This window comes from Bacillus sp. D7-8 (assembly GCF_052055895.1).
Lineage (GTDB): Bacteria > Bacillota > Bacilli > Bacillales > Bacillaceae > Bacillus > Bacillus velezensis.
Map to the genome: position 1 here is coordinate 571,520 of NZ_CP179922.1, position 24,056 is coordinate 595,575.

The window sequence follows — 24,056 nt, forward strand, 5'->3', positions numbered from 1 at the left end:
TTATCCAGCAGAACTAAATAATTTTTAAGACGAATCATTCACAATCTCGTTTGTTCATTCAGTAAAGAATGATCAGCTTCAATATCGAAGATTATATAGACACCTTCACATCTTGTCAATGCCGTGAAAATTGATTTTTCTGCAGTGTATATGAGGTTTAAATCAATTTAAAACGAGGAATTATATCAGAAGAGTTTTCATTTCTGCTCTATCAATAAGAGAAATGTAATGAGAGACAACGAAGAAGGGATGATGACATTGGAACGAATTTTTATCAGTCCGGCCAAATACGTGCAGGGAAAAAACGCCATTGAAACGATCGGCGGACATCTGGAGGGCGTTGGTGAAAAAGCCGTCGTCATCGCGGACAAAACCGTATGGGATATCGCGGGCCACAAGGTGACGGCTGAATTAAAGAAAAGCAATATCTCTTCTGAAGAGGCGGTTTTCAACGGCGAAGCCTCCCAGGAAGAAATGAAAAGAATTGCCGGCATCGCAGAAAAAGCAGGCGCGACTATTGTCATCGGAGTCGGCGGCGGTAAAACGCTTGATACGGCCAAAGCCGTATCAGATGAAATAAACGGCTATACCGTTATCGTGCCGACGGCCGCTTCAACGGATGCTCCGACAAGCGGGCTGTCTGTCGTGTATTCTGAACAAGGCGCGTTCGAAAACTATCGTTTCTATCATAAGAATCCTGACCTGGTTCTGGTCGATACGAAAATCGTCGCGGAAGCTCCGCCGCGCTTTTTAGCATCAGGGATTGCCGATGCGATGGCGACGTGGATAGAGGCGCGCAGTGTCATCGCCAATGGCGGTAAAACGATGGCAGGCGGAATTCCGACAATCGCCGGAGAGGCTATCGCGGAAAAATGTGAAGCGGTATTATTCAAATACGGCCATCTCGCTTATGAGTCTGTGAAAGCGAAAGCCGTTACGCCCGCATTGGAAGCGGTGGTTGAAGCCAATACACTTCTGAGCGGACTGGGATTTGAAAGCGGCGGCTTAGCTGCGGCGCATGCCATTCATAACGGATTTACCGCGCTTGAAGGTGAAATCCATCACTTGACCCACGGTGAAAAAGTGGCATTCGGCACGCTCGTTCAATTGGCGCTGGAAAAACGTTCGCTTGAGGAAATTGAGCGGTATATCGCGTTTTATATCAGCTTGGGGCTGCCTGTCACACTGGAAGACATCAAATTGAAAGACGCATCTAAAGAGGACATTATGAAAGTGGCAGAAGCCGCGACGATTGAAGAAGAAACGATTCATGCCGCTTTTGACGTGGCGGCTGACGACGTGGCGGATGCCATTATAGCGGCTGATCAATACGCAAAAGCATTTAAAGAAAAACACGCGTAAAAGCTTTTACCGCGTGACCCGGACCCAAGGGCTGTTACAGCCCTTGGTTTTTTTATGCCCTTTGAAAACTTTTAAAAATAAAGAAAAAATTATGATACAATATACAAATGTTTTGAGAGATTGACAAAGGAAAGGTGGGAACGATATGCTGCATAATCCGACCGGTAAGGAGCGGCTTGCGCTGGCTTTTCTTCTCGGAATGCTTGCGATACTGGGGCCGCTCAATATAGATATGTATCTGCCGAGTTTCCCTGAAATCGCTGAAGATTTAAGCGCCCGCGCATCGCTTGTCCAGCTCAGCTTAACCGCATGTCTGATCGGACTGACAATCGGACAGGTTGTTGTCGGCCCGTTAAGTGACGCGAAGGGAAGAAGAAAACCGTTATTACTATGTATTTTTTTATTTGCGTTGTTTTCTCTTTTTTGCGCGCTTGCACCGAACATTACTACATTAGTGATTGCCCGTTTTCTTCAAGGATTCACCGCTTCGGCAGGACTCGTTTTATCCCGTGCAATCGTCAGAGATGTGTTTACGGGAAGAGAGCTTTCTAAATTTTTCTCGCTGCTGATGGTCATTACCGCCGTCGCGCCGATGGTGGCGCCGATGACGGGAGGCGCGATTTTACTGCTTCCGTTTGCATCATGGCATACGATTTTTCTCTTTTTAACCTTTATCGGGTTTTTGCTTGTTCTCATCATTGCGCTCAAGCTGACAGAAACCCTGCCGCCGGAAAAGCGGATTCCGAGCTCCATCGGAAATTCCGTGCGGACAATGGGAAGCCTGCTGAAGGATCGGTCATTTATCGGCTATGCGCTGACGGTCGGTTTTATTCACGGCGGGAGCTTTGCGTATGTCTCCGGAACGCCTTTCGTGTATCAGGATATTTACGGAGTCTCGCCTCAGGTATTCAGTGTTTTATTCGGCATAAACGGTCTGGCGATCATTACCGGAAGCTTTATCATCGGGCGTTTCGGCGGGATCATTCACGAAAAAAGCCTGCTGAGAATCGGCGTGATTACAGCGATGACGGCGACTGCCGTTCTGCTCGTCATGACGATCATTCACGGGCCGCTCGCGGCACTGGTGATTTCAATTTTTATTTATATGATTACGATCGGCATGACGCTGACAAGCACCTTTACATTGGCGATGGAAAAGCAGGGACACCGCGCTGGAAGCGCAAGCGCACTGCTCGGCATGCTTCCGCTTCTTCTCGGTTCCATCGTGTCGCCGCTTGTGGGGATGAATGAAGCGACGGCCGTGCCGATGGGGGCAATTATGTTCACGACATCCGTTATCGGTTCCATCGCTTTTTTCGCCTTAACAACAAAACCGGAGAAAGCAAAAAAGGAGTGAAATGATTCACTCCTTTTTTTGATGCCCGCTATTCATATTTCTTCAGCACGATCGCCGAATTATGCCCGCCAAAGCCGAATGAGTTGGAAAGGCCGATCGTTAATGATTGCTGGCGGGGCCCGTCTGCTACATAGTCCAAATCACATGCCGAATCAGGGTGCTGCAGATTGATCGTCGGCGGAATGATGCCGTGTCTCAGGCTCTCTGTCAAAGCGATGGCTTCAACGCCGCCTGCCGCGCCAAGCATGTGGCCGAGCATTGATTTGTTGGCCGTAACCGGAATATCATACGCAAGCTCCCCGAATAATGTCTTGATGGCCAATGTTTCAGAAAGATCTCCGGCTTTTGTGCTTGTCGCATGGGCGCTTACGACATCAATGTCTTCCGCTGAAACGTTCGCCTTTTTCAAAGCGTTTTTCATCGCCAGGTATGCGCCCGTTCCTTCCGGATGGGAGGCCACCATATGATAGGCGTCAGAGCTCGCGCCGTAGCCGAGCACCTCACAAAGGATCGGGGCATTTCTGCCGATTGCGCTTTCCAATGATTCCAATACTAAGATGCCCGCGCCTTCACTCATGACAAATCCATCGCGATCCGCGTCAAACGGCCGGCTTGCCGCGGCGGGGTCTTCGTTTCTCGCTGACAGCGCGTGGGCATTGCCGAAGCTGGCTAATGACAAATTCGTAATCGCCGCTTCCGCTCCCCCGGCAAACATGATATCTGCGTCATCATTCCGGATGGCGTTGAATGCTTCCCCGATCGACGTATTGCCGATGGAACACGCGGTGACGGGAGAAAGTGAGGGGCCGAGCGCGCCTAATCTGATGCTGATTTGAGCGGCGGCCGCATTTGAGATCATCATGGGGACAAGGCTTGGGCTCACTTTTCGCGCTCCCCGTTCATTTAAAGTATGAACGTTATCAATCAAAGTCGTGATGCCGCCGATTCCAGAGCCGACGTACACGCCGAGGCGTTCACGGTCAATCTGATCGAGCTGAATCCCGGAGCTTTCAAGCGCCTGTTCCGCTGCCGCTAAAGCAAACTGGCTGAAACGGTCAAGGCGTCTAGCTTCTTTTCTGCCCCATCTTTCTTCTGCGTCAAAATCACGGACGGTACCGGCTATTTTTGTCTTTGAGCCGGAGACATCAAACGAATCGATAGGAGAGATTCCTGATTTTCCTTCCGTCAGGTGTTTCCAAAATGTATGCACATCATTGCCGAGAGGTGAAATCACTCCCATTCCGGTGATCACAACTCTTTTCATGGTCATTCCTCCTTCGGTATGTATTTATTGTAACTCGCAATTATCCTATTACAAGTTGTTGATTATCCTAGTATAATAAATACCAGGGTAAGAGAGGAGAGATTCGGTATGATACCAGAAGGAAGATTGCAGGCGCTCTCAGAGTTTTTAAAAACGCAGCGGGCCAAAATTTCTCCGCAGATGGCCGGGCTGCCGATGGGTACACGGAGAAGAACGCCCGGACTCCGAAGAGAAGAGGTCGCGCAATTAGCCGGCGTAAGCACCACGTGGTATACGTGGCTGGAGCAGGGCAGAGACATTAAAGTGTCCGCAGCCGTATTGGACGCCGTTTCCGATGCGCTGCAGCTCAACAAAGATGAGAGAAATTATTTATACGCGCTTGCCATTGAGGAGGGCGTGAAGCAGCCGTTTACCGCGGAGGAAGAAGCGGTTATCAGCCCGTCGCTTTCAAAAATCCTGCAGGAGCTCCGTTATTGTCCCACCATTATCTCGGACAGGCGGTGTCATATCGTAGGGTGGAACCAGGCTGCGGCGCACGTGTTTTTAGATTTTGAACAAATTCCTCCTGAAAAGCGGAATCTCATAGAGCTATTGTTTTCCAGAAAAGAATTAAGAAGTTTAGCCGTGAACTGGGAGCACTTTGTGAAAGGATTCATCGCCATTTTCAGAACGTATTACGGCCAGTATGTAGCTGATACGTGGTATTCTCAGTTTATAGAAGAAATGGAGAAGACATATTCAGAGTTTCATAAGCTGTGGAATGAGAGCGAAGTCAGCTCGGCACCCGAAGTATTAATTGAGTTCCGCCACGCGAAGGCGGGAAAAATGGTCTTTAACCTGACTTCTTTTCAGGTTCAGGGTAACAGCGATCTGCGCTGCAGTGTGTATACACCGGTAGATCATACCGAAACAGAAGCAAAGCTGAAAAAGCTCTTCGAAAATCGGTGAAGAACAAAAAAACGGGAGGCGGCCGCCTCCCGTTTCAGTTTAAAATAAAAGCATGAGACCGGCGATGGCCGGTGTTAAAAAGATGGCTGATTTCAGAATGACTTTCGGCACGAGGTTGGTGAATTTCGCTCCGACATATGCGCCGCACATCGTTCCGATCAGCACTTTGACCAACAGCATATAATCGACAAATCCTTCCGTCACATAACCGAGTCCTCCGCCGACCGCAAGCGGGATAATGACAAGCATGGTGGTGCCGACCGACTGGCGGATGGATAAGCGCAAAAGAATCATTAAGCCGATTTGGATGAAAGGAGCAGAGCCGATGCCGAATGTTCCGGACAAGATTCCTGCGATGACACCGAGTACAACGGCTTTCACCCATATATTCAGATTGCTTTGCTGTCCGGAATCTTCTTGTGTTTCTTTTACAATAAATAACCGGACTAAAATAAGCAGAGCAGATAAAAACAGCATGCCCGCCGTCAAGTAATGCAGCAAATCTGCGGGGATAAGGGAAGTAAGCCTTGCCCCGAAAAACGAACCGAATGCCGCAAAAACGCCGACGATGAGGCCGATCTTCATCTGAATATTGCCTTCACGGTAGTGGCTGAAAGCCCCCGATAAACTTGTGAAAGCCATTCCGGCAAGGGAGGTGCCCAAAGCCGTATGAATCGGTACATGAAACAGTATAGTTAAAAGTGCAATGACAAAACCGGCTCCCCCGGCGCCGATAAACCCGAGAATAATCCCGAGAAGAAACATAACGAGTATAATAAGCACAATCTTCTCCTCCATTTAGATGCCTGATCACCATGTTCCGCTCCGCTGTATCAGGTTTTAATAATCGACCGTAGTCCGTCGACCGTCGTCTAATATCTTTATGTTACCTCAAATTTAAGGTATTGGCAAGAAGCCGAATCGCTTTTATACAGAGGGTTTACAGCTCTTTCACCATCACTTTTTCCCCGTTTGAGTCCAGCTCTCCATTGAATAAGAAGCCGAATTTTTGATAAAGCCGCAATGCGTGGACGTTATCTTCAAACAGGCTTAAATAAATCCGTCTGCAATCATATATTCGAACGAGATGGCGGATAAGGGCATCAAGCAACAGCTTGCCCAATCCCCGTCCCTGATAGCGTTCATCAATAAAAAAACGGTCAAGCCATACTCTGCCGTTTTCATTTTCCTCATCATATTCCGGAAACCATCCGTACATAGCAAAGCCGACCAATTCCCCGTTAACATAAAGACCGGCCGGCTGATAATGCCGGCAATCCTCAGCATCTTGTAAGCACTCTTCCACGGTTTCAATAAATGAAGTCTGGCTTTCCCTTACATGAAGCGCCAGTATATCGGCACGGTTTTCTTCCGTGACTGTTCTGATTTCAATCGTCATACTTGATACTCCTCTTCCGCTTTTTTTGAGACGGTAAAGCTTTCATTGCGTAAGCCATTTGTGAATCAGCCTTCTCTCGGATACAATGATCATCATAAAGGATATGGTTACCGTATAGTCAAGGAGGCATTATGAGCGAAGACGTCAGAAAATACTTCACAACGGGTGAATTTGCAAAACTGTGCCACGTAAAAAAACAAACCCTGTTCCATTATGACGAGATCGGCCTGCTTTCTCCGGAAATCAAAAAAGCGAACGGATACAGATACTATTCCTATCATCAATTCGAACTGTTCCAGGTCATCGGTCTGTTTAAGGAGGTCGGCGTGCCCTTGAAGCAGATCAAACCGCTCTTAACAGACAAAACCCCTGAGGGTATCATCACGCTTTTAAAAGAGAAATCTTCAGAAATCGAAAGCAAAATCAAAAAGCTGGAGCACCTCCAAAGGATGATTCGGACAAAGGTGAAGCTGACCGAACAAGCCTTGGAGACAGACTTTTCCTCCGTCTCATTGCAGCGATTAGATGAAGAGACACTTATGATAGGACGGCCCGTACTCCATTTGCCAGAACGGCAATATACTGCCGCTATTTCCGAATTGATCCGCTATATGCGGGTACATGAACTCGATCAGGGGCATCCGGTCGGCGGACTGTTTGCGCGGGAGCAGATTCTGAAAAAAGAATTCTACAACTACACCCATTTTTATATGAAGACAGATGAAGGCATAGAGAATAGAGACCTCCATATCAAGCCGAAAGGGCTTTATGCCGTCGGGTACCAAATAGGGGATGAAGCGGAAGCGGCTTACCGCAGCATCATGCAGTTTATTGAAGAGTATGGGCTGGAAATGGGCGATTATGCATATGAAGAATATATGCTTGATGAGGTTGTGGCGGACGGGTTTGACAATCAGATCACAAGAATCCAGCTGCAAGTCCGCAGTACGTAAAACTGATACCGCCGTTCGTTTACGTCTTTTAACAAACCTTGTATAATGAGAAAAATCAGATTGCGATTGAGGTGAAAAACGATATGTTTCTAGCGCCCTTATTTGAACATGATGTACCGGCAGCACTTCTCCGCCCTTAATGGAGGAAAGTGACTGCGCTTCTCTCCGTTAGGGCATATGACGTGACCTAATATGATAACGGAGGGTGCATCAAGTTGAAAAATACATTGTTCGGTTCGATTTATTTGGCATTGGCCGCTAGTATCTGGGGCGGTATGTATGTCGTTGTAAAAGTTGTGGTAGCGGTCATTCCGCCGCTTGAACTGGTATGGCTGAGATATGCGGTGGCGCTTCTTTCGCTTTTGGTTCTCAGTTTATTTACACGCCAATCCTGGAAAGTTCATAAACGTGATTTATTACTGATCGCTGCGATCGGATTGATCGGCAACACGATTTCGATCGTCACGCAGGAAATCGGCACGAAATTATCAACCGCGCAGATGGGTGCGATTATTACGGCATCCACTCCCGCATTTATGGTTGTATTTGCCCGGCTGATGTTGAAAGAACGGTTAACGCTGAAAAAAGGAATATCGACAGGGCTGGCGACGATCGGAGTATTGCTCATTGTGGGGAACGGAGATCTCAATATGTCGAACCAGCTTGGGGGTCTCTCGCTTCTGGCTGCGGCGCTGACATGGGCTTTGATGTCCGTGCTGATGAAACGGGTTCCGGGCAATTACTCACCGCTTGTCGTCACAACGTATTCCATTTGCGTCGCATTTGTCATCCTGACCCCGTTTACAGCGGGCCCGCTTCGTGAGATTCCTTTGTCTCAGCTTACCCGGCCTGAGATATGGGGCGGACTTTTATATCTGGGTGTGATCTCAACTGCCTGCGCGTTCATGCTTTGGAATCGCGGATTGCAATTACTGAATGCGGCAAGCGGCGGTCTGTTTTTCTTCTTTCAGCCGCTTTCCGGGACATTGCTCGGCTGGCTGCTGCTGGGAGAGACGATCGGAGGAACCTTCTGGATCGGTGCGGCTCTTATTGTTTCAGGCGTCGTTCTCGTCATGAAAGAAAAATAGAAAATGAAAAAAAGCCATTCAGCAAATGAATGGCTTTTTTCTGTTTTCCCGGCAGGATTCGCCCCCCCATAAACAGAAAACAAGGAGCAGAAACGAATCATGGGCATTGGTACTCTCAAGGTGCAATATCCTGACCCCAAGGGTTTCGTCAATTAATATAACGGGCGGTGAAAAAATGGAGCCAAAATGGCTAGATTGGGCAAAACAGCTTCAATCCGCGGCGCAAGCGGGGCTGGCTTATTCCAAAGACATATATGATATTGAGAGATTTGAAGAAATAAGAAAAATAAGCGTGGATATCATGGCGCATCATACCGGCACCGACAAAAGGATCATCAAAGACGTATTCGCCGGTGACACGGGCTATCCCACTCCGAAAGTTGATATCAGAGCGGCAGTTTTTAAAGATCAGAGCATATTAATGGTAAGAGAGAAAAGCGACGGCAGATGGGCGCTGCCGGGCGGATGGGCTGATATCGGGATTTCTCCGGGCGAGACCGCTGTCAAAGAAGTAAAAGAGGAATCGGGAATCGACGTAAAGCCCGTTAAACTGTTAGCTGTAATGGATAAGAAATGCCATTCCCATCCGCCGTCCGCCGCCCACGTTTACAAAGTGTTTATCAAATGCGAGATCATCGGCGGCCGGCTCAGGGAGGGAACAGAAACAAGCGCCGCCGGCTTTTTTGCGGAAACGGAACTGCCGCCGCTATCTGAAGCCCGCAATACGGAAAGTCAGATTGAAAAGATGTTTGCATATCTCAAACATCCGGACGAACCCGTTTATTTTGATTAAGGCAGCAAGCAGAAAGAAAAGGGGGCCCGAGTATAATGGAGGATTCAATTAAACAGCAGGCGCAGCGGCAATTTGCCAAAAACGCCGCGAAATATGTGACTAGTCCAGGACACGCCGCAGGAGAGGATTTGGCGTATCTCGTTTCAGCTTCCGGTGCCGAAAAGCATATGGACGTGCTGGATATCGCGACGGGAGGCGGACATACGGCTAACGCTCTCGCTCCTCTCGTACGCTCTGTTATCGCCTATGACCTCACGGAAGAAATGTTAGCAGCCGCTGAAGCATTTATAACCGGAAACGGATGGACGAACGTGTCATTCGAAAAAGGCGATGCTGAAAAGATGCCGTTTTCCGATGCTGCTTTCGATATCGTCACATGCAGAATCGCGGCGCATCATTTTCCCGATGTCAGAGCCTTTGTTCATGAAGCGTTTCGGGTTGTCAAACCGGGCGGCAGACTGCTTCTCATTGACAATACCGCAGCTGAAAAGGATGAATATGACCATTTTTATAATGACATTGAAAAGAAACGGGATCAGAGTCACTTTCGGGCGTGGAAAAAAACAGAATGGCTCCGTTTTCTGGAGACAGCCGGCTTCCGGATTGAATCCGCTGTCTGCTTTTTGAAACCATTTCAATTTACCGTCTGGTGTGAACGGGCAGGCCTGACTGAAGAGAAAGCCGCATTACTGGAAAAACAGATGCTGGATGCTCCTCGTGATATACAGCGGTTTTTTTCTGTAGAAAAGGATCAATCAGGCCGTATTGCGGGCTTCACAGGTGAATCGGCCTGTTTCTGCGCGATCCGTCCCGTCTGAGACGAAAAAAACCGCTGTGCCGTTTTCCTGCCCGCGGTTTTTTTCGTATTATCTGTTCTTGATTTGAGAAATAATAGCGGAAGTGACATCTTCCGTTGAATGTTTTCCGCCGACATCAGGAGTCAGAATGCCGCTGTTTGTGACCATTTCAATAGATTGTAAGAGGAGATGGCCCAGTTCCTCTTCTCGGAATGAATCGAGCATTAATTTCGCCGTCCATATTTGGCCTATAGGATTGGCAATTCCTTTCCCGACAATATCCGGGGCGGAGCCGTGAACAGGCTCAAACATGGAAGGATATTTGCCGTTTACATTGATGTTGGCTGCGGGAGCGATTCCGATGCTTCCCATAATCGCCGCGCCGATATCTGTCAGCACATCTCCGAACAGATTCGAAGCGACAATGACATCAAAGCGTTCCGGCTGCGTGACATAGAAGGCCGCCAGTGCATCGATGTGCTGGGAATCCGTCTCAATCCCGGCGTACTCCCGGCTGACCTCTTTAAAGATGTCATCCCAGAACGGCATCGAGTGAACAATACCGTTTGATTTCGTCGCGCTTGTGACGTGTTTCCGCCGACTTGCCGCCAGTTCGAAAGCATACCGCATCACTCTTTCCGTACCCCGTCGGGAAAAGACCGCGTTTTGTATGGCGATTTCGTCCTCACCCTGATAGATTCTGCCGCCGACAGAGCTGTACTCGCCCTCACTGTTTTCGCGGACGACTATCAGATCAAAATCTTTCGGGTTAACGAGGGGGGAAGTGATTCCCGGCAGGAGCTTCGCCGGCCGCACATTAATCACCTGTTCAAATTCCCGGCGTATCTTGATGAGCAGCCCCCTCAGCGAAACATGATCGGGGACGAGTTTTTGATTCCCCGCCGCTCCCAAAAACAAAGCATCAAAGTGCTGTAACGTTTCTCATCCATCATCCGGCATCATCGTCCCGTGCTCCAAATAATACTCGCAGCTCCGCGGAAAAGAAGTGAAATCAAAGGCAATGCCTCCATGTAATTCGGCGATCGCGTTCAACACCCGCTCCGCTTGAGGGACTGCTTCTTTCCCCACACCGCCCCCCGGTATGCTGGCAATCTTGTATGTTTTCATGTTTCCGTCACCTCCGATATGCTGACAAGCCCGGGAATGTTGCTTCCATAGATAAACTGTTATATGATTTTGGTAACAATAAGGCCTAAATTGTATGAAGAGGTAGGAAAGATGGATAATTTTAAATTAGATAAGCCAATCCCGTATTATCTGCAATTTTATTCCCAATTGAAAAAAATGATATTTGACGGGATTTTTAAACCGGGTGAACGGCTGAATGAGACTCAGCTGGCCAAGGATTTCGGAGTCAGCCGGTCGCCGGTCAGAGAAGCCATGCGGCTCCTTGAAAAGGACGGGCTTCTGACGGCAGACGATCGAAACGGCTTTGTCATTTATTCGTTGTCCGTTAAGGATGTTGAAGAGATTTATAAAATCAGAATGTCACTTGAATCACTGGCGGTCGAACTGGTTATCGATGAAGCGGCTGAGAGTGAAATTGACCTCATTGAAAAACAGCTGCGGGAGACGGAAGAAGCCATCAATAAAGGCGTCAAAGAGACTGAGATTATTTCCTTAAACGAGTCGTTTCATCGGCTCCTTGTGGATTTCAGCCGCAACAGCCGGCTGGCCATGCTGCTTGAGCATGTCAATGTGCTGATTCATTTTTGCAGAGTTCTTAATTTTAAAGGAGATGACCGTGCGGAAGTTATTCTGCATGAGCACCGGAAAGTCTTTGAAGAAATAAAAAAGGGCGACAAAACAAAAGCCGTGCAATATATGACGGAGCATCTCAAGCATGATGAAGAACATCTGAAAGGCGTGCTGAGAGCGGAAGAAACAGACGAATCATCACGATAGACAAGGCGAAATGCCTTGTCTTTTTTTTGCCGATGTCATCGAACCGTCATAAAGACCTGACGGATGTTCCTTGCATGATTTTTTCCGCGTCATTTATGATGGATATGGAAGAGACGCAAAAAAGGCAAAGGAGATTGAAAAATGGCGAAACATATTCTGATGATCAATTTTCCCGCAGAAGGACACGTAAACCCGACATTGGGTATGACAAAGGCCTTCAGCGAACGGGGCGATCACGTTCATTATATCTCAACGGAAAAATACAAAAGCAGACTGGAAGGAGTAGGGGCGAAAGTTCATCTTCACAGCGATCTGCTCAGAATGACACCTATTGATCCCGGCAGTCCGTCCGGCATACTTGCATTTTTAAAGGTTCATATCAAAACGTCACTGGAGATTTTACATATTGTGCAGCGGCTGGCAGAGGACATTCAATTCGACGCCGTCTATTATGATAAATTCGGTGCGGGAGAGCTGGTGCGGGATTATCTCAACATTCCCGGCATCTCTTCTTCAGCATCCTTCCTGTTCAATGAAGACCGTCTGAAAATACTGCCGCTCCATCCGGAATCGGGCGTGCCGTTTCAGCCGGACAGGGAATGTGAAGAGCTGTTGGCCGAGATGAAAGATAAATACGGTGTCGCCCCTGACAGCATGGTTCAATTTATGAACAACACAGGTGAATTGAACGTCGTCTATACAAGCAGATATTTTCAGCCCGAAAGTGAGACATTCGGAGATGAGTATTTATTTATCGGTCCGAGTTTTCCGAAGAGAAAAGGGCGCGTCGACTTCCCGATTGACTCACTAAAGAATGAAAAAGTCATTTATATCTCAATGGGAACGGTGCTCGGGGACACGGAAGCGTTTTTCAATCTGTGCATAGACGCGTTCTCAGATTTTGAAGGAAAAGTTGTCATTGCCGCCGGGGAAAAAGCCGATCTGTCGAAAATCAAACAGGCGCCGGAAAACTTTATCATCGCCCCGTACGTGCCGCAGCTTGAAGTGCTGGAGCAGGCCGACGTGTTTGTCACGCATGGCGGAATGAACAGTGTAAATGAAGGCATTCATTATCAAGTGCCGCTGGTCGTTATCCCGCACGATAAAGATCAGCCGATGGTTGCGCGCCGCCTGACTGAATTGGATGCAGGCTATACCGTGCAAAAAGATGAAGTGAGCGCTGAAAAGGTAAAGCTTGCCGCGGAAGAAGTGCTGCATAACGGAAAATACAAACAAGGCATTCAAGCCATTAATGAAAGCTTTAAAGAATGTACGGACATGAAGGATGTTCTGGCCCGGATCGACCGGTTTATTGAACAAAAACATGCTCAATAATATATGGAAAAAGCCTGTTTCCTCTGTCAAAGGGAAACAGGCTTTTTATAATGGCTTTTAGATGATGTGATGTTCTGCATTTGCAAGTTTCACAAGAGTCAAAAGAGATTCTGCCTCACGTGCGTCGAGTGTTTTTGCCAGACGGTCTTTTTCAAAGATCTGCTGGCCGAAGACATTCACTGACGCCTGGTCAACCGCTGTGTGCCAGTTCTTTTGTGAATGATTCTCAGAAAAAGAGAAAACGAACACGGCGAAGACCGCTATAAGCATCGCCATGACCCAAAATTTTTGCCGATTTCCTGCTGCTGACATAGGCCGCCTCCTAAACATTTTACTGGTATTAGATCATATATGAGCTGTTTTTAACAGAGTAAAGAAGTCATTATTTCATGTAGTCCAAATGAAACGGAGCACAGCCGAAAGCCCGCCGGTCAGGCCGATGAGCCAATTCATATTTTGTTCATATTTTATTAAAAGTTTATCCAAGTCTGTCCTTTACAGTAGATATAACCACAAAATGCTGCTGAAAGGAGCCTTTAAAAAATGCATATTCATATGATCAACAAAAACCAGTTTGAGAGTGACTTGGAGGCGGCCGGCTTCAGCCGTCAGGCAGATGATATTATCGGCAAAATGAAAGAGTACGTAACGGAATACGCGGCTTCATCCGAACGGTTCCTGATTGAAATTCAAACCGTCATGAACGAATACAAAGCCGTCGTCTGCGCGATGTTTTCGACCATGGAAATTGCCGGTGCAAATAAAGACGAGAAGCATGTTGAATTCGAAGCCTGCACAGTATTGTGTGAATAAAAGACATTTATCAAACCTCCGCGGCTGCCTGAACGGCAGTATACTGACTGGTGTTCCGGAAAGGGAAAATATTGAAACTTCTAAAGCGGCCGTTCGTATAAAAGAGTAAATCAGCTTGTATATGGAGGTTCGTGAAATGAACGAAAAGAAAAAACAAGCGTTTGAACAGCTTTTCAGCACTTTAGACGAAAGACATGAAATAAACGGCGCTGTATTGGCAGCGGAAAACGGCCGCATCTTATACCAGGGTTCATTCGGCGCTGCAGAACTGAAAACAAAGAGGATGCTGAATGACCAATCGGTCTTTGAATTGGCCTCAGTATCGAAGCCGTTTACAGCTTTAGGCGTTATCATTTTAGAGCAGCAAGGGAAGCTGCGTTATGACGATATGATAGAGCGGTGGCTTCCTGATTTTCCTTATCCGGGCATTACCATTCGGCATTTACTCCATCATACGTCAGGATTGCCGGACTATATGGAGTTGTTCTTAACACATTGGGACCGGGACAGAATTGCCGTTAATCAAGATGTGATCAATATGCTCAAGCAGCATAAGCCGGATGCTTATTTCCCGCCGGGCAAGGAGTGGCTTTACAGTAATACGGGGTATGTGGTGTTAGCGGTTATTATAGAAATTGTATCAGGCATGAGTTTTGCTGAATTTATGAAACAAGCCGTATTTCATCCGCTTCGTATGCACGATACGCGGATTTATAACAGAAGGCTGAGTAAAGAAAACATTCCGAACTATGCATATGGCTATGTGTATGATGTTCATTCCGGAGAATATGTGCTGCCGGATGAACTTGAGGAAACTGATTATGTCGTCTTTCTTGACGGAATTCAAGGTGACGGAACCGTTAACTCCGCTATTAGAGATTTATATCTGTTTGATCAGGCTCTTTATACGGAAGAAATCATCGGCAAAGAGTCTAAAGATCAAGCGTTTACACCGGGCTATTGGAATGAAGAAAAGCAATTCGGATACGGATTTGGCTGGATGATTCAAAACAGCCCCCTAAAAGGGAAGGTTATCAGTCACGACGGAGGCTGGCCGGGCTATTCAACTCTGATGATCCGGTATATTGACCAGAATAAAACATTGATTTATCTCAGCAATATGGAACAATCGTATCAATTTGAACAAGCTGTAATTGCCGCGGCTGTAAACATCTTATTTGATCAGCCATACGTGATTCCGAAACGTCCGGCAGATCAGAAAAAAGCAGATATCGATCCTGCGATTTACAGCAGATTTACCGGCAATTACTCATTTCAGGATGACACACATGCATCGGTGGCTGTAAAAGAAGACCGATTGTATCTTACAATAGACGGGCAGACTCCATTCGAATTATTCCCAATGACGGAAACCCGTTATTTTGTCAGGGCGCTGCCGCTTGAAATTGAATTTGTAGGTGATAAAGCACAAACAGCCCCGCATTTCGTTTTATATCAGGACGGCACAGAAGAAACGGCTGTGCGGATAGACTGAGTGACATGCAAAACAAAACCGCCGTCCTGAGAAGACGGCGGTAATAGAAAAGTCAAACCCTTTTGATGACGCGAAATTTTCTTTTCGGCTCTGACATAAATATAGAAGAAAAAATCATAGCTCCGAGCATTGTGATGTATTCCATATAAAGCGAAACCTCTGCCAAAACCAACCCCGCAATCATTAAAACAGCGCCCAATACCACCGCAAAAACCTTCGTTTTCATGATGAGTTCCCCCTATTATCTGATAATTGAATTATACTGCATCTCCATTAATGTGTACATTTTGTGAACAATTTCACCTGATGAAAGGCAATAAAGAGAGATTTGAAGAATTAGGAGAAATGACAGGCCATCTTTTTGTTTTACTGAAGAAAGGAAAGGGAAAGTGAAAAATCAAAAAGGCAAAGGAGTTCTTGAAATGAAAGCGAGACTATTTTTATTCAGCATGTTTCTCCTGATCCCCGTTCTGGCGCTTGCCGGATGCAACAGCCAATCTTCAGGAGGAAGCGAAAAAGCGAAAGACAAAGAAACGCACTCTCACGAAGACATGAATCACTCAGGTTCATCCGAGGTGCCGAAAGGTTTAAAGAAGGCAGAAAATCCGACTTATAAGGTCGGCAGTGACGTCATGATTTTAGCTTCTCATATGAAAGGCATGAAAAATGCGCAAGGAACCGTAAAAGGTGCTTATGATACAACGGTTTACAGTGTATCTTACACTCCGGAAACGGGAGGAAAGCGCGTTGAAGATCATAAATGGGTCATTCAGGAAGAGCTGAAGGGCGCCGGTGATAAAACGTTAAAACCGGGTGATAAGGCCGTGATTGAGGCATCCCATATGAAAGGCATGAAGGGCGCCGAAGCCGTTATTGATTCAGCCAAAAAGACAACCGTTTATATGGTCGACTATACACCGACTGACGGCGGCCAAAAAGTAACCAATCATAAATGGGTGACAGAAGACGAGCTTGCTGCCGCAAAATAAAAAGACCGCAAAAGCCGAAGGAACTCCTTTGGCTTTTTTGCGGTCTCACATTTATGCGGATTTTCTTTTCAAGGCAGGTCTCGTTAAAGAGAATACAGCTAACGCGACAGCGATAATGACAATCAAACCGCCGCACCAGGCTGTTGCTGTGACAGAACCGGTTTGTCCGATCACGCCGCCGCCGATGGCTGACCCGAGCGCGATGCCGATCTGCAAAGCGGACGTGTTGAAGCTTTGCTGAATATCGGAAGACTCAGGCGCAATTTTGATTAAATAGCTTTGCTGCGCCGGCGCAAGGCTCCAGCTGAGCAATCCCCAGATCACCATCGCAGGCAGGAAAATGATTAAAGAAACCGTTGTCAGCGGAAGAATAAACAGGATCAGAGCGAAAGAAACGGTCACAAGCATGATGCTTTTAAATGCTCCTAAACGGTCATACAGCCAGCCTCCGAACGGGCCGCCGCATACCGCTGACAGACCGAACAAAAAGTAGCATACACTGACCCAAACGGAACTCAAATGAAGCGTTCTTTCCAAAAAAGGCGCAAAGTAGGCATAGAGTGTGTAATGCCCCGCCAATGTAAACAAGGTGACAAGATGTGCGCTGGCAATTTTGGCGGTCCCGATCGTCTTGATCTGCTCCCGAAACGGAATCATTTTTTCAGCAGGTATTTTTTCAAAAAAGACGCTGATAATCAGCATGGAAACGAGAGATAATACGCCGATTCCCAAGAACAGAATGCGCCATCCGAAGGCATTGCTGATGATAATACCGACAGGCACGCCTAAAGCAATTGCGGAGCTGAACCCCATGAAAATGATGCCGATCGCCCGCGCTCTGTATTCAGGCGCCACGATTTTAGGAGCAATCGTTAAAGAAAGGACGACAATCAGCCCTGTGCTCATGGAAGCGAGAACCCGTGACACCATAAGTACGGCGAAATTGGGACTGAAATAAGCCACCAGATTACTTAGGAAGAAAATAAACAGTGCGATTAAATAAAGCCGCTTTCGTTCAGCCTTTGCCGTCACTGCCAAAAGCAGCGGGCCGGATACCGCGTAACCGAGCGCAAACACGCTGATCAGCTGCCCCGCGCTGACGATGGATATATCTAAGTCGGAAGCGATTTGCGGAAGAATACCGCCCACAATTAATTCAACCAATCCGACTGCGATGGTAGATGCTGCAAGCAGAAATACTTTGAAATTCATGTACAGATACTCCTTTTTTTATTTTTTAGAAAATAAAAAATCCTGATTACAAAAAGTGTACGGGACAATTTTTGTAATCAGGATTTTACGGTTCCTGGTAGACACCCTCAAACCATATCATTGAGGTTATACAATGTATGCAATATTCGGTTGTGTCCGTTTCTGCAAAAATTCTACCATAATAGTGAGGGAGATTCCATAGAAAATTCGAGGAAATCCTTTCATTTTCAATATCGGCGGCTGTAACGTCATTGATGAAGCAGGGAAAAAAATTTATGATAACCGTAAGGAGTCTATACAGATCAAACATTATACAGCCGGAGGAAACCGATGAATAAGTACGAAAAAATCGCCAACGAAATGAGAAAGAGGATTAAAAGCAGTGTATATGACATAGATCAGCCGATCCCGGATGAAAAGACGCTCGCTGCGGAGTTCGGGTGCAGCCGGATGACGATGAAGCGGGCGCTTGATACACTTGCGGCTGAAGGGATGCTTTTCAGAAAAAGAGGGCACGGCACGTTTATCATTCAATCAGCCATGCAGGATGAGCACGTTCACGTAGTCAGCAACGAAATTCTCGGCCTGAGCAATTTGTTAAAAGGAAAGAATATCAAGAGCAAGGTCATCCGGTTTGAAGTGCAGTTTCCGTCCCAAGATGTCGCCGCACATTTGGCCATCGATGAAAAGACTCCCGTCTATTATGTAGTAAGGCTCAGAATTGTTGAAGGCGAACCGTACGTTCTTGAAAAAACGTACATGCCGGCGAGCCTTATACCCGGCATTAATGACGAGGTGCTCAACCATTCCATCTACGATCATATTACGCGGGAACTCCAGCTCAAAATCGCAGGCTCACACAGAAAAATCAGAGCGTGCAAGTCGGATGATATGGATCAGCAATATCTCGGCTGCCGGCCGGATGACCCGATACTTGAAGTCGAGCATGTAGGCTTTTTGGACAACGGCACTCCCTTTGAATATTCATTTTCCCGCCACCGTCATGACAAGTTTGTCGTGACCTCAGTCAATATAAAACGTTCATAAAAGCGCCGAAGAGTGAGAGAAAAACTCACTCTTTTTTTGTTGCCGCTGATTTACATCTTCGCTTCTTTTATGTTATATTACCCAATGATAGAATCATCCTACAAATTTCAGAGGTGTTTTGATGGAGATATCCAAAACAAGCAGACTGTCGCTCGTAGAACAAGTGGTGACGCAAATTGAATCGTTAATTCAATCGGATAAATGGCCAGTCGGGACGCGCATCCCCACTGAGCTGGATTTAATGAAGCAATTTGATGTGAGCCGAAACACATTGCGTGAGGCCATTCGGGCGCTCGTACATGCCGGCCTGCTTCAGACAAGGCAGGGGAGCGGTACGTATGTCAGCTCATCCAGTGTTCTCGGCGCGGCATTTTACCGCCATATTAAAAAATCAAATTTGCTTGAAACATTAGAAGTCAGATACGCACTCGAAAGAGAAGCTGCGCGATTGGCGGCGGAAAGGCGTAATGACGAAGACCTGAAAGCACTGAAGGTGTGCTTGGATGAATGTGAAGCGGCCTTGCAAAATGAAGATCGAAAACGGTATGCCGAGGCTGACATTAAACTGCACAAAACCATTGTACAGGCGGCCCATAACAACATGCTCTCTGATCTTTACGAGCATATGACGGAGGCGCTTTGTGCGTCAGTCCATAACCTGTTGGAAATCACCCCTGCTATACGGATCCACACCCAGCTTGCTGCCGCGATTATCGGACAGAAACCGGATCAGGCCATGGAGGCCGTCAACCAATACATCACAGTATTTAAAGATACAATACACATGGAGGATGAACATGAAAATTAAAGACGAACATCAAATTCTGCAAGCAAGTCAGCGTAAAAAACTGATATTGCTGGTCATCGGAGTCATATTGATAGGGGCCAACCTCAGAGCGCCTCTGACATCGGTCGGGCCGCTCGTTTCCTCAATTCGGGACAGCCTCGGCATGACCAATGCGGCTGCCGGCACCATTACGACAGTGCCGCTTTTGGCCTTTGCATGTCTGTCGCCGTTTGTTCCTTTATTGTCCCGGCGCTTCGGGACCGAGATTGTGTTACTGTCATCATTAATTGTCCTGACAGCCGGAACTCTGCTGCGCTCCATCGCCGGAATCGGCACTCTCTTTTTCGGAACGATCCTGTTGGGATTGTCGATCGCCGTATGCAATGTCCTGCTGCCGAGTCTCATTAAACATAAGTTTCCCGGAAATTTAGGCATCATGACCGGCGTCTACTCGGTTTCTATGAATCTGTGCGGCGCGATTGCATCCGGCATCAGCGTGCCGATCGCCTCTTCAGCGGGGTTAGGCTGGAAAGGCGCGCTCGGCTGCTGGGCTATCCTTTCTTTCATTGCGTTTGTCATGTGGATTCCGCAAATGCGAGGACGCGAACTGCCCGTCCGCACGACTGGGACAAACGGAGAGAAGAAAAGCAGTCTGCTGCGGTCTCCGCTTGCTTGGAAGGTGACGATGTTCATGGGGCTGCAATCCCTTATTTTTTACACCGTCATCGCTTGGCTGCCGGAAATTCTTCAGCAGAATGGACTCAGCTCAAGTAAGGCGGGATGGATGCTTTCATTAATGCAATTCTCAGTCCTGCCGATTACTTTTATCGTGCCGATCGCTGCCGCTAAAATGAAAAATCAGCGCGCACTCGCCGGACTGACGGCTTTATTTTTCCTTATCGGCATTGCCGGCGTTCTTTTCGGAAGCCCGGCTCTCACTCCGCTATGGGTCATTTTAATCGGAATTGCGGGAGGCTGTGCGTTCAGCTTGGCGATGATGTTCTTCAGCCTGCGGACCCGGCATGTTCATGAAGCCGCGGCGCTTTCCGGCATGGCCCAGTCATTCGGATACCTGCTTGCCGCGTTCGGGCCGCTCGTATTCGGTTTGCTGCATGACATCACGCACGGCTGGACGGTTCCGTTATTCATGCTGATCGCAGTCTCCGTTCTGATTTTTATTTTCGGAGTCGGAGCGGGAAAAGCGGAACAGATCAAAACAGCATAAAAAAACAAAGGGCCCGCTTAGGGTCCTTTGTTTTTTATTTGAAAAGCTGTCTCAGGCCGTCACGCTGTCAGTTTTAAGCCGATGACACCGATGAGGATAAGCCCCAGAGACACCAATTGTGACAGATTGAATTTTTCTTTAAACCAAAGTATGCCCACGGCCGAAACGCCGATGCTTCCCATGCCGGTCCAAGCCGCATACGCGACACCTGTGGGAAGAACCTGCATCGCTCCGGAAAGACAAAAGAATGAAAGCATAAAGCCTGTTACCATGACAATCAGCGGCCACTTTTTTTTAAAACCGTCAATATGTTTCATGGCAACGGCCGCTACAACTTCCTCCGCTCCGGCAATAAATAACAGCAGCCATGCCATTAATGTTCACCCCTTGTTTCAGTTTCTTTCGTAAATACCTTCATTCCTAAAATGCCGGACAACAGCAAAGCCAAAAAGAATATTTGCCCGATTGAAAACGATTCGCCTAAAATGACGCCCGTTACATATGTGCCGACGGTGCCTATTCCGACAAAAACGGTATATGCGGCAGCCATCGGAATTTTTTTATAAGAGCGGATCAGCATCAGAAAGCTGACGGCAATCAGAAGGAAAATACCAATCCAATCAAAGAGCGAATCCGCATGCTTCAGGGCGGACGCCCAAACTACTTCTAACAGTCCGGCTATCAATACAAGCAGCCAATACATGATACAGTCACCTCAGTTATGAATGAATGTCAGTCATTTTTACGGCGGTCAAAAATGATCGGTCTCTGCCAATCATTTCTGCAAGCTTCTTTTGAGAAAGCTGAATATTTCTTTTTTATATACTTCGAGATCGACATCCTGTTCACAGCCGATATAAAACCGTTCAGCCGCGTTCTCGACAACGTTGATAATCGTTCTGGCCGTCCATCTGACATGAATGCCGCTGTGGACCTCACCCTGTTCAATGGCCGTATTGATCACGCCTTCCAGCCAGGAATAATAAGGCTGATAAATGGCTTCCCATTTCTCCATTGAATGATCGATGGCAAGACCGGAATAACAGAGAACGATAATATCTTTATGAAGCCGGGTGATGTGAAATGTCTCATCTACCAAAATGTCCAGCAACGTCCAAAAATCTTCAGAACCGTCCGTTTTCCCTTTTATTCTGTCCAGCGTAGTGTCGAGCAGGTTTTCTGCAATCGCGGATATCAGTGCGTTTTTAGAAGAAAAATATAAGTAAAACGTACCTTGGGCCGTTCCGGCTTTTTTGACGATTTCTGAAATGGATGCTTTGTCTAATCCTTTTTCAGAAATGACTTCAATCGCGGCTTGCAGGATCTTTTCGTATTTTCCCGAGCTTTGTTTTGCCAATAGAGGGGTTCCTCCTTTTATGAATGACTGTCATTCATTTTATCGCATGTTCTCTTTTTTGTCATCCTTAAAATAAAAATACCGGAAAGAAGACCATACTTCTTTCCGGCATTCATCATTTATCACTGTCGATCATAGCCTTCGGCAGACCCGTATATTTTGCCCAGTAATAAATACCGAGCGAACCGATGGCGATCAGAATCAGGTCAAGCGGATTGCTGATAATGCCCAATCCGTGGCCGAACGAGCCGAGATAGGAGAAAATCAGCATCATGACATAAAAGCCGACGATCCACCATGCTGATTTCAGCTGCTGCCGTATGCTGACATCATCTTTGGGAGCATATTTACTGAAACAGAGATAGATCAGAAACATGACAATTTGAGAACCGAGAAGCCAGGATACGGTGCGCCATCCGGACCAATATACTATATAAGAGGTAAAAATAAACGACAGCGGCCCGATGATGCTCATCCCTTTTAAATAAAACGGTCTGTTAATATTCTTCGCGTTGACTCTCAGCGCCGCAGAAGAAATCGGCGCAATCGCATAAGACAGAATCAATGCGACGGAGCATACGTTGACAAGAGCGTTCCAAGAAGGGAACGGAAGCGTCCAAAAAACAGCCAGACCGAACGAAAGCCAAAGGGAGGCACGCGGTGTCCCGGTTTCTTTATTGACTTTAGAAAAAATGCTGAATAATGTTCCGTTTCTGGCCCAGGCATAGACGAGACGTGAAGTCGTATTCATAAAGATATTTCCGTTACCGCCCGGTGATAAAATCGCATCTAAAATGACCAATGTCGCCAGCCACCCCAAACCGAGCAAAACGGCGATATCTTTGAACGGAAGGGAGAATTCAGTCCCGATAGCCGGCCATCCGTGCTTCAGGGTATCCGCCGGGATCGCCCCGATAAAAGTGAGCTGCAGCACGGTGTAAATAATAGTAGAAACGATAATACAGACAATCAATGCGATCGGAATGTTCCGCTTCGGATTCTGCACTTCACTCGCGACAGCCACAATCGGATGCAGCCCAAGGTATGCAAACATGACGCCGCCTGTGGAAATCGCGGCCTGAATTCCGGTGAAACCAAAAGGCGCGAATCCGTGAACGGTCATATTGCCCGGGTGAAAATGAAAAATCAGTACCACAATTACCGTAATCGGTACGACATATTTAAAAATCGAAATAATGAAGTTTGCTTTCGCAAAGGTTTTGACACTCCAGTAATTGAGGAGGAAGAACAGGCAGAGCAGCGCAAATTGCAATATCCACCCGGCAATTGTCGGAGAATCAGAGCCTTTTACGGTCAAACCGGGAAACCAATACGCCACGTATTGGCGGACTGCCGTGACTTCTATAGAAATAAGGCTCGTGTATGCCACAATGGTGACAAAGGAAATTAAATATCCGACGAGGTGTCCGTGTGAATATACGGGATACCGGATAATTCCCCCGGTCCGCGGCAGCGCGGCGCCCAGTTCCGCATAAACCAAGCCGATCAATAAGATGATTCCCCCGCCGATCAGCCAGGAAAAAACGCCTGATGGACCCGCTTTAGAGGCGACGTTACTGACGGCAAACAGCCATGCCGAACCGAATATGGCTCCCATGCCGATTAAAATAAGATCAAAAAGTGACATAGTTTTCTGGAAGTTTCCTTGCTTAGACATTCGCTGCCTCCTTAGAAAAGACATTGTTCTCTTTACATAATTCCCATTATCATTCAAACATACCCAGCCGGCCGGCTGGAAAATTAGGACAACTTTCGAAACGAAGTATGTACAGCAATGTGCTCACATTATAATAACGGCCGTATGGCAAGATCTCCCGGCTTATATTCCCCGTTTTACACACATTCAAACCTCATATTCAGAAAAACAAAAAACGCCCGAAACAGGCGT

General features: G+C 47.1%; 25 protein-coding genes, 1 pseudogene and 1 riboswitch. Of the genes and pseudogenes, 15 read left to right on the forward strand and 11 right to left on the reverse strand.

What is annotated here, in order from left to right:
- The first annotated feature begins 228 nt into the window (after positions 1 to 228).
- Positions 229 to 1,362, forward strand: a complete 1,134-nt coding sequence (locus ACKTRM_RS03020; RefSeq protein WP_023356746.1) for a glycerol dehydrogenase — start codon at positions 229 to 231, stop codon at positions 1,360 to 1,362.
- Between the two features lie 145 nt (positions 1,363 to 1,507).
- Positions 1,508 to 2,719 carry a Bcr/CflA family efflux MFS transporter gene (locus tag ACKTRM_RS03025; protein ID WP_012116945.1) on the forward strand — a complete coding sequence of 404 codons (1,212 nt, stop codon included), beginning with the start codon at positions 1,508 to 1,510 and terminating at the stop codon, positions 2,717 to 2,719.
- A 28-nt stretch (positions 2,720 to 2,747) separates the two neighbouring features.
- On the opposite strand, the gene fabF is transcribed toward ACKTRM_RS03025, so the two are convergent.
- Entirely contained in the window at positions 2,748 to 3,983 is a 1,236-nt protein-coding gene (fabF, locus tag ACKTRM_RS03030; protein WP_012116946.1) for a beta-ketoacyl-ACP synthase II, read from the reverse strand.
- Positions 3,984 to 4,091: 108 nt separating this feature from the next.
- On the opposite strand from fabF, the gene ACKTRM_RS03035 reads away from it, so the two are divergent.
- Positions 4,092 to 4,931, forward strand: a complete 840-nt coding sequence (locus ACKTRM_RS03035) for a helix-turn-helix transcriptional regulator (protein ID WP_012116947.1) — start codon at positions 4,092 to 4,094, stop codon at positions 4,929 to 4,931.
- Positions 4,932 to 4,970: 39 nt separating this feature from the next.
- Here the strand turns inward: ACKTRM_RS03035 and ACKTRM_RS03040 are convergent, their stop codons facing one another.
- Positions 4,971 to 5,714: a sulfite exporter TauE/SafE family protein gene (locus ACKTRM_RS03040; RefSeq protein WP_015416927.1), complete on the reverse strand. Its 744-nt coding sequence runs from the start codon at positions 5,712 to 5,714 to the stop codon at positions 4,971 to 4,973.
- A gap of 157 nt (positions 5,715 to 5,871) precedes the next feature.
- The gene (locus ACKTRM_RS03045) at positions 5,872 to 6,330 is read right to left on the reverse strand and encodes a GNAT family N-acetyltransferase (protein ID WP_012116949.1); all 459 of its coding nucleotides are present in this window, start codon (positions 6,328 to 6,330) and stop codon (positions 5,872 to 5,874) included.
- 131 nt (positions 6,331 to 6,461) lie between these two features.
- Here ACKTRM_RS03045 and ACKTRM_RS03050 point away from each other — a divergent pair, with 131 nt between their 5' ends.
- The 4 genes from ACKTRM_RS03050 to ACKTRM_RS03065 all read left to right on the forward strand — a co-directional run bounded on the left by ACKTRM_RS03050 (position 6,462) and on the right by ACKTRM_RS03065 (position 9,982).
- Positions 6,462 to 7,283, forward strand: a complete 822-nt coding sequence (locus tag ACKTRM_RS03050; RefSeq protein WP_012116950.1) for a MerR family transcriptional regulator — start codon at positions 6,462 to 6,464, stop codon at positions 7,281 to 7,283.
- A 215-nt stretch (positions 7,284 to 7,498) separates the two neighbouring features.
- Complete coding sequence (locus tag ACKTRM_RS03055) at positions 7,499 to 8,371, forward strand: DMT family transporter (RefSeq protein WP_012116951.1); 873 nt, start codon at positions 7,499 to 7,501, stop codon at positions 8,369 to 8,371.
- A gap of 175 nt (positions 8,372 to 8,546) precedes the next feature.
- A complete protein-coding gene (locus ACKTRM_RS03060) occupies positions 8,547 to 9,164 on the forward strand; it encodes an NUDIX hydrolase (protein WP_012116952.1) in 618 nt (205 codons plus the stop codon).
- Positions 9,165 to 9,199: 35 nt separating this feature from the next.
- Positions 9,200 to 9,982, forward strand: coding sequence for a class I SAM-dependent methyltransferase (locus ACKTRM_RS03065; RefSeq protein ID WP_012116953.1), 783 nt, complete (start codon positions 9,200 to 9,202; stop codon positions 9,980 to 9,982).
- Positions 9,983 to 10,030: 48 nt separating this feature from the next.
- Here the strand turns inward: ACKTRM_RS03065 and ACKTRM_RS03070 are convergent.
- A pseudogene (locus ACKTRM_RS03070) lies at positions 10,031 to 11,089 on the reverse strand (tartrate dehydrogenase).
- Between the two features lie 111 nt (positions 11,090 to 11,200).
- Here ACKTRM_RS03070 and ACKTRM_RS03075 point away from each other — a divergent pair.
- The gene (locus tag ACKTRM_RS03075) at positions 11,201 to 11,887 is read left to right on the forward strand and encodes a GntR family transcriptional regulator (RefSeq protein WP_007409306.1); all 687 of its coding nucleotides are present in this window, start codon (positions 11,201 to 11,203) and stop codon (positions 11,885 to 11,887) included.
- Between the two features lie 141 nt (positions 11,888 to 12,028).
- Complete coding sequence (locus ACKTRM_RS03080) at positions 12,029 to 13,222, forward strand: macrolide family glycosyltransferase (protein WP_012116955.1); 1,194 nt, start codon at positions 12,029 to 12,031, stop codon at positions 13,220 to 13,222.
- A gap of 57 nt (positions 13,223 to 13,279) precedes the next feature.
- Here ACKTRM_RS03080 and ACKTRM_RS03085 read toward each other — a convergent pair whose 3' ends face one another.
- Entirely contained in the window at positions 13,280 to 13,534 is a 255-nt protein-coding gene (locus tag ACKTRM_RS03085; protein ID WP_012116956.1) for a hypothetical protein, read from the reverse strand.
- A gap of 231 nt (positions 13,535 to 13,765) precedes the next feature.
- Here ACKTRM_RS03085 and ACKTRM_RS03090 point away from each other — a divergent pair, with 231 nt between their 5' ends.
- Together ACKTRM_RS03090 and ACKTRM_RS03095 are read left to right on the forward strand one after the other, a co-directional pair.
- Positions 13,766 to 14,035 (forward strand): hypothetical protein, encoded by a 270-nt coding sequence (locus ACKTRM_RS03090; RefSeq protein WP_007409303.1) that lies wholly within the window; start codon positions 13,766 to 13,768, stop codon positions 14,033 to 14,035.
- Between the two features lie 136 nt (positions 14,036 to 14,171).
- Entirely contained in the window at positions 14,172 to 15,530 is a 1,359-nt protein-coding gene (locus ACKTRM_RS03095) for a serine hydrolase (protein ID WP_012116957.1), read from the forward strand.
- A 52-nt stretch (positions 15,531 to 15,582) separates the two neighbouring features.
- Here the strand turns inward: ACKTRM_RS03095 and ACKTRM_RS03100 are convergent, their stop codons facing one another.
- Positions 15,583 to 15,756, reverse strand: a complete 174-nt coding sequence (locus ACKTRM_RS03100; protein ID WP_015239280.1) for a hypothetical protein — start codon at positions 15,754 to 15,756, stop codon at positions 15,583 to 15,585.
- 196 nt (positions 15,757 to 15,952) lie between these two features.
- Here ACKTRM_RS03100 and ACKTRM_RS03105 point away from each other — a divergent pair, with 196 nt between their 5' ends.
- Positions 15,953 to 16,519 carry a YdhK family protein gene (locus ACKTRM_RS03105; protein ID WP_007409300.1) on the forward strand — a complete coding sequence of 189 codons (567 nt, stop codon included), beginning with the start codon at positions 15,953 to 15,955 and terminating at the stop codon, positions 16,517 to 16,519.
- A 51-nt stretch (positions 16,520 to 16,570) separates the two neighbouring features.
- Here ACKTRM_RS03105 and ACKTRM_RS03110 read toward each other — a convergent pair whose 3' ends face one another.
- Complete coding sequence (locus tag ACKTRM_RS03110) at positions 16,571 to 17,731, reverse strand: MFS transporter (protein ID WP_023356750.1); 1,161 nt, start codon at positions 17,729 to 17,731, stop codon at positions 16,571 to 16,573.
- Between the two features lie 54 nt (positions 17,732 to 17,785).
- A riboswitch (purine riboswitch) is annotated at positions 17,786 to 17,885 on the reverse strand.
- A 176-nt stretch (positions 17,886 to 18,061) separates the two neighbouring features.
- On the opposite strand from ACKTRM_RS03110, the gene ACKTRM_RS03115 reads away from it, so the two are divergent.
- From ACKTRM_RS03115 to ACKTRM_RS03125, 3 genes are all read left to right on the forward strand, one after another.
- A complete protein-coding gene (locus ACKTRM_RS03115; protein WP_007409298.1) occupies positions 18,062 to 18,778 on the forward strand; it encodes a GntR family transcriptional regulator in 717 nt (238 codons plus the stop codon).
- Between the two features lie 121 nt (positions 18,779 to 18,899).
- Positions 18,900 to 19,586, forward strand: a complete 687-nt coding sequence (locus ACKTRM_RS03120) for a FadR/GntR family transcriptional regulator (RefSeq protein WP_012116960.1) — start codon at positions 18,900 to 18,902, stop codon at positions 19,584 to 19,586.
- The gene (locus ACKTRM_RS03125) at positions 19,576 to 20,790 is read left to right on the forward strand and encodes a CynX/NimT family MFS transporter (protein WP_012116961.1); all 1,215 of its coding nucleotides are present in this window, start codon (positions 19,576 to 19,578) and stop codon (positions 20,788 to 20,790) included. Before ACKTRM_RS03120 ends, ACKTRM_RS03125 begins: the two co-directional genes overlap by 11 nt.
- Positions 20,791 to 20,849: 59 nt before the next feature.
- Here ACKTRM_RS03125 and ACKTRM_RS03130 read toward each other — a convergent pair whose 3' ends face one another.
- The 4 genes from ACKTRM_RS03130 to ACKTRM_RS03145 all read right to left on the reverse strand — a co-directional run bounded on the left by ACKTRM_RS03130 (position 20,850) and on the right by ACKTRM_RS03145 (position 23,825).
- Positions 20,850 to 21,164, reverse strand: coding sequence for a DMT family transporter (locus ACKTRM_RS03130; RefSeq protein ID WP_003156024.1), 315 nt, complete (start codon positions 21,162 to 21,164; stop codon positions 20,850 to 20,852).
- A complete protein-coding gene (locus ACKTRM_RS03135) occupies positions 21,164 to 21,493 on the reverse strand; it encodes a DMT family transporter (RefSeq protein WP_003156023.1) in 330 nt (109 codons plus the stop codon). The genes ACKTRM_RS03130 and ACKTRM_RS03135 overlap by 1 nt, the downstream gene beginning before the upstream one ends.
- 72 nt (positions 21,494 to 21,565) lie before the next feature.
- The gene (locus tag ACKTRM_RS03140; RefSeq protein WP_007409294.1) at positions 21,566 to 22,147 is read right to left on the reverse strand and encodes a TetR family transcriptional regulator; all 582 of its coding nucleotides are present in this window, start codon (positions 22,145 to 22,147) and stop codon (positions 21,566 to 21,568) included.
- 115 nt (positions 22,148 to 22,262) lie between these two features.
- Complete coding sequence (locus ACKTRM_RS03145) at positions 22,263 to 23,825, reverse strand: APC family permease (RefSeq protein ID WP_007409293.1); 1,563 nt, start codon at positions 23,823 to 23,825, stop codon at positions 22,263 to 22,265.
- Positions 23,826 to 24,056 lie beyond the last annotated feature (231 nt).

What these genes read in the sequence shown, in the direction of transcription:
- ACKTRM_RS03020 (WP_023356746.1), top strand. Translation starts at nt 229, where the DNA reads ATGAGAGACAACGAAGAAGGGATGATGACATTGGAACGAATTTTTATC.
- ACKTRM_RS03025 (WP_012116945.1), top strand. Translation starts at nt 1,508, where the DNA reads ATGCTGCATAATCCGACCGGTAAGGAGCGGCTTGCGCTGGCTTTTCTT.
- fabF (WP_012116946.1), bottom strand. Translation starts at nt 3,983, where the DNA reads ATGAAAAGAGTTGTGATCACCGGAATGGGAGTGATTTCACCTCTCGGC.
- ACKTRM_RS03035 (WP_012116947.1), top strand. Translation starts at nt 4,092, where the DNA reads ATGATACCAGAAGGAAGATTGCAGGCGCTCTCAGAGTTTTTAAAAACG.
- ACKTRM_RS03045 (WP_012116949.1), bottom strand. Translation starts at nt 6,330, where the DNA reads ATGACGATTGAAATCAGAACAGTCACGGAAGAAAACCGTGCCGATATA.
- ACKTRM_RS03050 (WP_012116950.1), top strand. Translation starts at nt 6,462, where the DNA reads ATGAGCGAAGACGTCAGAAAATACTTCACAACGGGTGAATTTGCAAAA.
- ACKTRM_RS03060 (WP_012116952.1), top strand. Translation starts at nt 8,547, where the DNA reads ATGGAGCCAAAATGGCTAGATTGGGCAAAACAGCTTCAATCCGCGGCG.
- ACKTRM_RS03065 (WP_012116953.1), top strand. Translation starts at nt 9,200, where the DNA reads ATGGAGGATTCAATTAAACAGCAGGCGCAGCGGCAATTTGCCAAAAAC.
- ACKTRM_RS03075 (WP_007409306.1), top strand. Translation starts at nt 11,201, where the DNA reads ATGGATAATTTTAAATTAGATAAGCCAATCCCGTATTATCTGCAATTT.
- ACKTRM_RS03080 (WP_012116955.1), top strand. Translation starts at nt 12,029, where the DNA reads ATGGCGAAACATATTCTGATGATCAATTTTCCCGCAGAAGGACACGTA.
- ACKTRM_RS03085 (WP_012116956.1), bottom strand. Translation starts at nt 13,534, where the DNA reads ATGTCAGCAGCAGGAAATCGGCAAAAATTTTGGGTCATGGCGATGCTT.
- ACKTRM_RS03090 (WP_007409303.1), top strand. Translation starts at nt 13,766, where the DNA reads ATGCATATTCATATGATCAACAAAAACCAGTTTGAGAGTGACTTGGAG.
- ACKTRM_RS03095 (WP_012116957.1), top strand. Translation starts at nt 14,172, where the DNA reads ATGAACGAAAAGAAAAAACAAGCGTTTGAACAGCTTTTCAGCACTTTA.
- ACKTRM_RS03100 (WP_015239280.1), bottom strand. Translation starts at nt 15,756, where the DNA reads ATGAAAACGAAGGTTTTTGCGGTGGTATTGGGCGCTGTTTTAATGATT.
- ACKTRM_RS03105 (WP_007409300.1), top strand. Translation starts at nt 15,953, where the DNA reads ATGAAAGCGAGACTATTTTTATTCAGCATGTTTCTCCTGATCCCCGTT.
- ACKTRM_RS03110 (WP_023356750.1), bottom strand. Translation starts at nt 17,731, where the DNA reads ATGAATTTCAAAGTATTTCTGCTTGCAGCATCTACCATCGCAGTCGGA.
- ACKTRM_RS03115 (WP_007409298.1), top strand. Translation starts at nt 18,062, where the DNA reads ATGAATAAGTACGAAAAAATCGCCAACGAAATGAGAAAGAGGATTAAA.
- ACKTRM_RS03120 (WP_012116960.1), top strand. Translation starts at nt 18,900, where the DNA reads ATGGAGATATCCAAAACAAGCAGACTGTCGCTCGTAGAACAAGTGGTG.
- ACKTRM_RS03125 (WP_012116961.1), top strand. Translation starts at nt 19,576, where the DNA reads ATGAAAATTAAAGACGAACATCAAATTCTGCAAGCAAGTCAGCGTAAA.
- ACKTRM_RS03130 (WP_003156024.1), bottom strand. Translation starts at nt 21,164, where the DNA reads ATGGCATGGCTGCTGTTATTTATTGCCGGAGCGGAGGAAGTTGTAGCG.
- ACKTRM_RS03135 (WP_003156023.1), bottom strand. Translation starts at nt 21,493, where the DNA reads ATGTATTGGCTGCTTGTATTGATAGCCGGACTGTTAGAAGTAGTTTGG.
- ACKTRM_RS03145 (WP_007409293.1), bottom strand. Translation starts at nt 23,825, where the DNA reads ATGTCTAAGCAAGGAAACTTCCAGAAAACTATGTCACTTTTTGATCTT.